Origin of the sequence: Facklamia sp. P12932, assembly GCF_050409545.1 — a bacterium.
Taxonomy (GTDB): Bacteria; Bacillota; Bacilli; order Lactobacillales; family Aerococcaceae; genus Facklamia.
Genome location: NZ_JBNUPG010000012.1, coordinates 36,459 through 44,421, shown reverse-complemented (window position 1 = coordinate 44,421; position 7,963 = coordinate 36,459). Strand labels below are relative to the sequence as shown.

The following is a 7,963-nucleotide window of genomic DNA, read 5'->3' as shown; positions in this document are numbered from 1 at the left end:
GGTCGATCATTCATGCGCTTATAATAATTGTTGATCTGTAAAAAAAGAGGTGAAGCAACCAGTCGGTTACCTCACCTACTCATCAACCCTATTTGACAAAGAGCCATTAATTAAAGTTTAACAATGTTGGTTGCTTGGTCGCCACGAGCGCCAGCTTCAACGTCATAAGAGACTGCTTGACCTTCGTCTAAAGATTTAAAGCCATCACCTTGAATGTTAGAGAAATGTGCAAAAACATCATTTCCGTCTTGACCTTCGATGAAACCAAAACCTTTATCTGCATTAAACCATTTTACTGTACCGTTGTTCATAATGTAAATCCTCCTGTGTGCGTCTTAAGCACTTTGTATTGCAATAATTAAATAATTAAAAAGAAGATTTTACATTTGTTGGATGAAAATGACTTAATTAACTTATTTCTTTACTACAAGACACAGTATGTTCCTTATTTGATGAGTTGTCAATAGATATTTTAAAGTAGTAAATAATACAAATATTTTCCAGAACGGTACTCGACTAAAAATTATTAAAGCTATAGTATTTTACCTACCAAAGGATTTTGACCAGTTTAAATTTTTATGGAAAGAGATAACGTGGGGAAAATATGATTAATTTAAAATTCAAATGTTTTAATTCTGAGTATAAATTTAAAAGATTAGATTCGTGTGCTTACATAAAATATTTAGAAATGAAGAGATTCATTATTCTTTAATTGAAATTCTTGAATAATATTTTCAATAAAATCTTTATAGAATTCCATTTTTAAATCATTGGGATTTATAAATAAACAGTAACAAATTTTACCATATAAAGATCTAAGATAAGCTTTAGCTTCGACTTTAGCTCCGATATGTTTAAGATGTTCATATAAACCAAATTTATTAATATAGTATATTTCTAGTCTTATTTTTTTTCGATAATTTCTAGAAACTTGGATTTTTTGATTTACTACTATACCAGTAATAATTTGGGATTGCTGTTGTTTTAATAATCTTGTTTTACTATGATTAAGTTCTAGACTCAACAATTTTAGTTGGTAATTAATAAAATTTAAAAGAGCTTTATGATTAAATGAACCTGAAAAACTCAAATCATCTGCATATCTTGTATATCTTATATTCCTTTTTTTACAAAATGAACTAACAGTTTTATCAAAATCAAGTAGAATTAAATTAGAAAGATATGCACTAGTACTTGCTCCTTGGGGTAAGTGACCATTTAAAGTGCATAATTTGGTTAACAATACTGATACGTCATTAAAATAACCTAAATTTCTAAATATTTTATATACCTGTTTTTCTGAAAGTGAACCAAAAAAATTTTTTATGTCTAATTTCAACACATATTTTTGATTTCTATGAAATCGAACGTTATCTTTGATAGAAACATTAGGAGTATAAGCTTTAGCGAATTTACTAACTTCTAACTTATATAAGATATTTTTTAAAATCCACTTTTGAATAATTTTTAAATTTGGAAGCGGCTCATGAATTATTCGTTTTTTCCCATTTCTTTTTTTTATAGAGAATTTTCTATAAAAGAGTGTGGTTTTATTAGTAACCTTGAAAAAATAGCTAGATTTAATGCCAATTAATTTTCCTAAGTGATCAGGATTATAGATGATAGGGAGATCTTTTTTTGCCAAATTTTCAGCATAATTTAAATTAAAGTATATATATTCTTTAGACTTTTTATTTTTAAATGCTTCTTGTTTGAAGTTTTCTTTATAAATAATCCACTCATTTTTATTCATTAATAGACCTCCCACTACTTAATTATTTCTATTTAACACGCAAAATGGACCCTAATTTAGATTAGTCTAAATTAGGGACATTTTGCGTTCATGGACAATTTGCTTGCAAATTTCCATCAGTTTAAAGAATTTATTTCTTCTCCAGAAGAGGGAAATTCTTTAAACTGTGAGCTTGAAAATCAGTTCATTCTAGCTTAGCGAACTCACTAAACCATACTCGAGTGGAGTATTAAACTAGTGGGAGATCAAGGTAAGTATACATCATTTATGCCTCGTTTATCAATAAAATATCTAAAATCAGGAATTATCATACTACCTATGTTAATAGTTTTTTTTAGTCTTTTTAATTCTTCATTACCATAATTCGTTAATTCTAGTTCACCTAAATAATCTATTAGCAGATGATTTCTTTTTAGATCATCTATAGCTCTTTTCAAGTCTAAATAACTAAATTCATCATTAATTAAAATTTCAATATTTGCATTAATTTTTATAACTTGCAAGATTCCAAATGTAATCTGTTCTAAACGCTCTTTATTCATATTAAATCCTTCTTTTAATTAACTAAATCTTGGAAAAGGAATATTATCTTTCTTTTTCCCCTTCCAGAAAGCACCAATTGTATTATTAGGAACTCTGACCATACTAAGAACCGCTTCACTATTTTCAAAACCCCAAAAATCCTTTGTATCAACACCTAATTTTTTAGAAATAATTTCTATGTTTTTTCTAAATATATCATTATCCTCAATTTTATGTAAGTCAATTTTTTCTGATAGAGATAAACTTTCAGTAGCAAAAAAAAATTTGAAACCTTTTTCAAAAATATTCTCTTTACCTTTATTCATTGTTACTAGTGAAAGAATAATTATTTTTTCTCTATCAACACCTCTATTAATAAAATATTTGGCTGATTTAATTGCCGAAGAGCCTGTTCCAATAAAGTCGTCAACTAAAACTAAATAACTATCGGTTTCGTTCACTTTATTTATTTTTGTTTTTGTCAAATCAATCTGTAAAATCATCTTCATATTTGAAAGGTCTGAATCATAATGAAAAGAATTAGATTTCAGTAAATAGTTAACCAAAAGAGAGCTTTTGATATCATTATTTTTCCTATTTGAAATAATTGGTGAGAAATAAAATTTATTTACCTTCATTTGCTTAAGCATTTTCTTTAGCACGGTTATTAAAAGAGACTCATAATCAGAAATAGTATAGTATTCCATCATGTCTAATAATTGTAAAAAAACCTCTTGTTCATTATTATCAAGTAGTTTTAAAGTTCTACATGTTCTCATGAATAAACTTTTTTGATCATCATTAGTTTCCCAAGATTTTATTTCAAATATTTTTTTTATCTTGTTAAATGTTTGAATATCCAAATTATGTTTCATAATAGCACCTTCTAAATTCAATGATTAAATTTATATAATAAGTGAGTAGTGTATCAATTAAGGAGGCAATATTTCTTCCATCTCATTAGAATCTTACCATTTTTTAAAAGTTAAATAAAATGTCATTCTTAAAGAATCTCATTAAAATTTTATCAGAAGATAGATAAGACTATACAAAATAGATGGAAATATTATTCAAATTATTGGTATGATATTAAAATATTTACAAATTAAAAACTGTAAAAGTATTAGAATATATAATATAAGTAATTTTGGGAATTGTTTTAAAGTCAAATGGGAAAATTTTTATGAAGTTACAATATATATTGATATAAAATTTTTCCAACTTAAATGTTTTAAAGTGTTAATTTTTTTACGCACTACATATCACTGTGATAGATTAAACATTAATTATTTCATGAGATTTTAAAGAATTCATTATACGTAGTTAGAATTAAAACTATGGACAAAAAGCTTGGTGCTGTTAATTTAAAATAATTTAGGAATAAAACTATTATCCAACAGATCCTTCCATCTCATAAGCAATCAGACGATTCAACTCGACGGCGTATTCCAATGGCAATTCCTTGGCAAAAGGTTCGACAAAGCCCATGATGATCATTTCAGTCGCTTTTTCTTCGCTAATGCCACGACTCATTAAGTAAAAGAGCTGTTCTTCAGAAATACGTGATACCTTGGCTTCGTGCTCAAGTGAAACATTCGAGTTATGTACTTCATTGAAAGGGATGGTATCTGATTTTGATTTTTCATCCATAATAATAGTATCGCACTCTACGTGGGATTTAGCTCCATCAGCTTTAGGCCCAAAGTACAACTGCCCCATATAATCGACATTTCCCCCATCTTTAGCAATCGATTTGGAAACAATGGTTGAGGAAGTGTTTGGAGCATTGTGATAGATTTTAGCTCCAGAATGTTGATGTTGTCCCTCGCCGGCAAAGGCAATGGATAAAACAGTACCTCTTGCACCCTCTCCATTTAAACGACATGAAGGGTACTTCATGGTCTTATAAGAGCCTAAGTTGCCGTCCACCCATTCCAAGGTGCCACCTTCTGCAACGGTTCCCCGTTGGGTAACTAAGTTATAAACGTTGTTAGACCAGTTTTGGATGGTCGTATACCGGCAAGTAGCATTTTTCTTAACTACGATTTCCACCACCCCAGTATGCATGGAAGTGGCGGAATAAGTTGGAGCAGTACAGCCTTCCACATAATGCACGCTCGCCCCTTCATCCACAATAATTAAGGTGCGTTCAAATTGTGCCACACTCGAATTGTTTAAACGGAAATAGGCTTGAAGTGGCATATCAACTTTAACCCCTTTAGGAATATAGATAAAAGATCCACCACTCCAACAAGCTGAGTTTAAGGCTGTTTGAAAGTTTTCATTGGGATGAATGACTGAGGCAAAATGTTCTCTAAAAAGTTCGGGATGGTCTTTTAAAGCAGAGTCGGTATCGGTAAAGATTATGCCTAATTTATCCACTTCGTCTTTCATTCGCGAATATACGGTTTCTGATTCATATTGAACACTGGTTCCAGCTAAGAAAGCCCGTTCGGCTTCTGGCACACCTAGACGTTCAAAAGTTTCTTTAATTTTGTCTGGCACCTCATCCCACGTACGAACAGGTTGGTCGGTTGCTTTTAGATAGTAGATATAATCGTCGAAATTTAAATCAGATAAATCAACGCCCCAGGTAGAGACTTTTTTATTGCGGAAAGTTTCATAAGCTTTTAACCGGAAGTCAAGCATCCACTCGGGTTCATCTTTTTCTTTTGAAATCGTACGGATGACTTGCTCATTAAGTCCTTTTCCAGTCGAAAAGAGGATTTTAGCATCGTCTTTAAAACCGTATTCGTATTCACCTAATACAGGAACTTCTGACATTATTCATCTTCCTTTCTTTCAATGCCATCTTGATGGAGCAATTGTTCATTGCGGTTTTGATCGAGTCCGTACTCGACGGCTCGCCAAGAAAGAATGGCACATTTATAACGGGCTGGAAAATTTTTGACGCCAGCCAAAATAGCTGCATCTTTTAATTGTTTGCGTAATTCAGCTTCATCTTTTTCTTCTTCATCGTTACCGATTGTTCCACCTACTAATTGATTGAAGTCATGCACTAATTGGATGGCTTCATCAACCGTTTTACCAATCATTAAATCGGTCATCATACTGGCTGAGGAAATAGAAATGGTGCAACCTTCACCATTAAAAGCAATTTGTTCAATCTGATTATCTTTAACAATCATATCCACAGTAATGGCATCACCACAAGTTGGGTTGAGTAATTGCATTTGATGGGTAGGTTTTTCTAAATGCCCTCGATGATGAGGGTTTGAAGAATGGTCAAGTACAATCGTACGATAGAGTTGGTCTAATCGACTAAGTGCCATAAGTGAAAAACTCCTTTATTTCTTTGGTAGCTTCTATAAAACGGTCGACTTCTTCAAGAGTATTATAAACCATCAGGCTGGCTCTTAAAGTGGCTGGAGTTTCAAGCAGACGCATCAAGGGTTGAGCACAGTGGTGTCCTGCTCGGACTGCGATCCCTAATTGATCATAACCTGTTGCAGCATCATGCGGATGGACTCCCTTAATATTAAAAGAAAGAATACCATGACTTTTAGCCGATTCAGGAGTATAAAGAACGACGTCCTCTAACTCTTTCATTCCTTGATAAAGTCTATCGCCTAATAATTTCTCTTGGGCTTGAATTTGATCAAAGCCAATAGCTTCAATCCACTGAATTGCTTGAGTCAACCCAACCACTTGAGCGATTGCCTGGGTGCCGGCTTCAAACTTCCATGGAGCTTGTTTGTAGTTGGATTGAGTATCCTCTACTAGGTGAATCATCTCACCACCGAAGCTAACCGGTAAGCAGCTTTCATGATGTTCTTTAGCTAAATAGGTGATCCCCAATCCCATCGGACCATACATTTTATGGCTTGAGAATGTATAGGCATCAACTTCCCATTCCTTCAAATGTAAACGAATATGTGGACTGGCTTGAGCGCCATCAACAATCAAAAGGGCACCTTGTTGGTGGGCCCATTGACTGAGAGCTTGAATGGGTTGCTGTACACCTAACACATTTGAAAAGTGTTGAATAACAATTGCTTTGACTGGCTGATCTTTATACTTACGTGATAAAGCTTCTACATCCACTTGATAATCAGCAGTTAGGTCCATAAATTTGAGCTTAGCTTCGGTGCGTTTACATACTTCTTGCCAAGGCACTAGGTTGGAATGGTGCTCTAAGCGCGTTGTGAGTATGATATCTCTATCTTGAAGGCGTGGTTCGATGAGTCCACGAGCAATTTTGTTGATGCTATCGGTTGTCCCTGAGCTAAATGAGATGCAGGCACTGGCTTCTGCCCCGACAAAAGCCGCAATTTTTTCACGACCTTTTTCAAAGGCTTGGGTAGCGCGCTCACTTAGGGTATGTACGCCACGGTGAACATTGGCATTATCCTGTTGATAATAGGCAACAATTGCCTCGACCACTGATTGAGGGGTCTGGGAAGTCGCCGCATTATCAAAGTAAATAAGTGGCTCATCATTAACGATTTGATCGAGTATAGGAAATTCTTGACGAACTTTTAAAAGATTTTGTCTAGTCAAGGCTATCACCTGAATTTATGCTTTCTAATTTTTGGTCTAAAGCATCAATCATCATTTGTCTTCTCTCAGGATCTTTAATTTGATTTAAAGTTTGCATTAAGAAGCCACGGATGACTAGATATTCTGCTTTAGTGCGATTTACTCCACGAGTCATTAAATACCATAATTGACTGTCATCCACCTTGGATACGGAGGCAGCGTGTCCTGCAGTCACTTCAAATTCATCAATTAAAAGAATGGGGTTAGCATCACCACGGGCTTGATCAGAGAGCATGAGTAAACGGTTTTCTTGTTGAGCATCCGCGTTTTTAGCATTTTTGAAAATTTTGCCAATACCATTCATTGTCAGGACTGCTTGGTCTAAGACAACACCTCTTTGGTTAATGTGTCCAATGGAATGGTTGCCATAATTACTGATTTTGGTGTCTAAAATTTGTTTAAAGTTTTGATTAGAAATAGCCACTTCGGATAAATGAGCGTGTGAACCTTTACCTTTTAAAATAGAAGCTAAATCGACAATCGTTGCTCCATCATTAAATGAACCAATTGACCATTGAATATGAGCGTCGTTCTTAGCCAAAGCATGGCGACGAATATAGCTAGCTTGGTCGGTTTTCGTTTGATCAATAGCCATATAATGCAAGTTTGCTCCATCTTCGAGGATGATTTCTACTGTGTAGCTTTGACTATGGTTAGCCACTTGATTTTGTTTTAGTTTTTCAAAAAAAGTAAACTGACTGTTTTTGCCAACGGCAAGTAGTAGATATTGATGGGCTCCATCATCGAAATTTTGTTCCCATTCAAAGGTTTCATTGCCTTGATAGTTATCAGGAACATAAATCAAGGTGCCGTGATTTAAATGAGCTAATTGGAAAGCAGAAACTTTATCTTGATTAGCAGGAACTGCTTGGAATAAATACTTTTTTAAAAGTTCTTCGTGATCAGTTTGAGCGCTTTGCCAATCAGCAATGATAAGGTCCGGATGAGTAGCTAATTTTCTTTCAGCTGCTGAAGGCCTACTTTGAGCTTCGACAAATAAAGGCCAGGTTTCGATCTTTGCTCGTTCGATGGTGGGAAGTCTTGTATTCTCGAATACTTGTTGACTTTGGTCAAAGATATCCTTAAGCCAGTTGACAGTTGGTGCGAATAATTGTTGAGTCATCTTTT

At 33.8% G+C, this 7,963-nt stretch carries 8 protein-coding genes; all 8 read right to left on the bottom strand.

Going from position 1 to position 7,963, the window contains the following annotated elements; all coding sequences use genetic code 11:
* Nucleotides 1-110 precede the first annotated feature (110 nt).
* On the bottom strand, nt 111-311 hold the full coding sequence (locus tag ACQV2P_RS06160) for a cold-shock protein (RefSeq protein WP_428894757.1): 201 nt from the start codon (nt 309-311) through the stop codon (nt 111-113).
* Nucleotides 312-682: 371 nt separating this feature from the next.
* Nucleotides 683-1,753 (bottom strand): retron St85 family RNA-directed DNA polymerase, encoded by a 1,071-nt coding sequence (locus tag ACQV2P_RS06155; protein ID WP_428894756.1) that lies wholly within the window; start codon nt 1,751-1,753, stop codon nt 683-685.
* A 245-nt stretch (nt 1,754-1,998) separates the two neighbouring features.
* Nucleotides 1,999-2,295, bottom strand: a complete 297-nt coding sequence (locus tag ACQV2P_RS06150; protein WP_428894755.1) for a hypothetical protein — start codon at nt 2,293-2,295, stop codon at nt 1,999-2,001.
* An 18-nt stretch (nt 2,296-2,313) separates the two neighbouring features.
* Entirely contained in the window at nt 2,314-3,150 is an 837-nt protein-coding gene (locus ACQV2P_RS06145) for a phosphoribosyltransferase-like protein (protein ID WP_428894754.1), read from the bottom strand.
* Nucleotides 3,151-3,664: 514 nt separating this feature from the next.
* Nucleotides 3,665-5,059, bottom strand: a complete 1,395-nt coding sequence (gene sufB / locus ACQV2P_RS06140) for a Fe-S cluster assembly protein SufB (protein ID WP_428894753.1) — start codon at nt 5,057-5,059, stop codon at nt 3,665-3,667.
* Nucleotides 5,059-5,568: a Fe-S cluster assembly sulfur transfer protein SufU gene (gene sufU / locus ACQV2P_RS06135; RefSeq protein WP_428873106.1), complete on the bottom strand. Its 510-nt coding sequence runs from the start codon at nt 5,566-5,568 to the stop codon at nt 5,059-5,061. Before sufU ends, sufB begins: the two co-directional genes overlap by 1 nt.
* Complete coding sequence (locus ACQV2P_RS06130; protein WP_428894752.1) at nt 5,558-6,805, bottom strand: aminotransferase class V-fold PLP-dependent enzyme; 1,248 nt, start codon at nt 6,803-6,805, stop codon at nt 5,558-5,560. Before ACQV2P_RS06130 ends, sufU begins: the two co-directional genes overlap by 11 nt.
* Nucleotides 6,789-7,958 (bottom strand): SufB/SufD family protein, encoded by a 1,170-nt coding sequence (locus ACQV2P_RS06125; protein WP_428893309.1) that lies wholly within the window; start codon nt 7,956-7,958, stop codon nt 6,789-6,791. The genes ACQV2P_RS06130 and ACQV2P_RS06125 overlap by 17 nt, the downstream gene beginning before the upstream one ends.
* Nucleotides 7,959-7,963 lie beyond the last annotated feature (5 nt).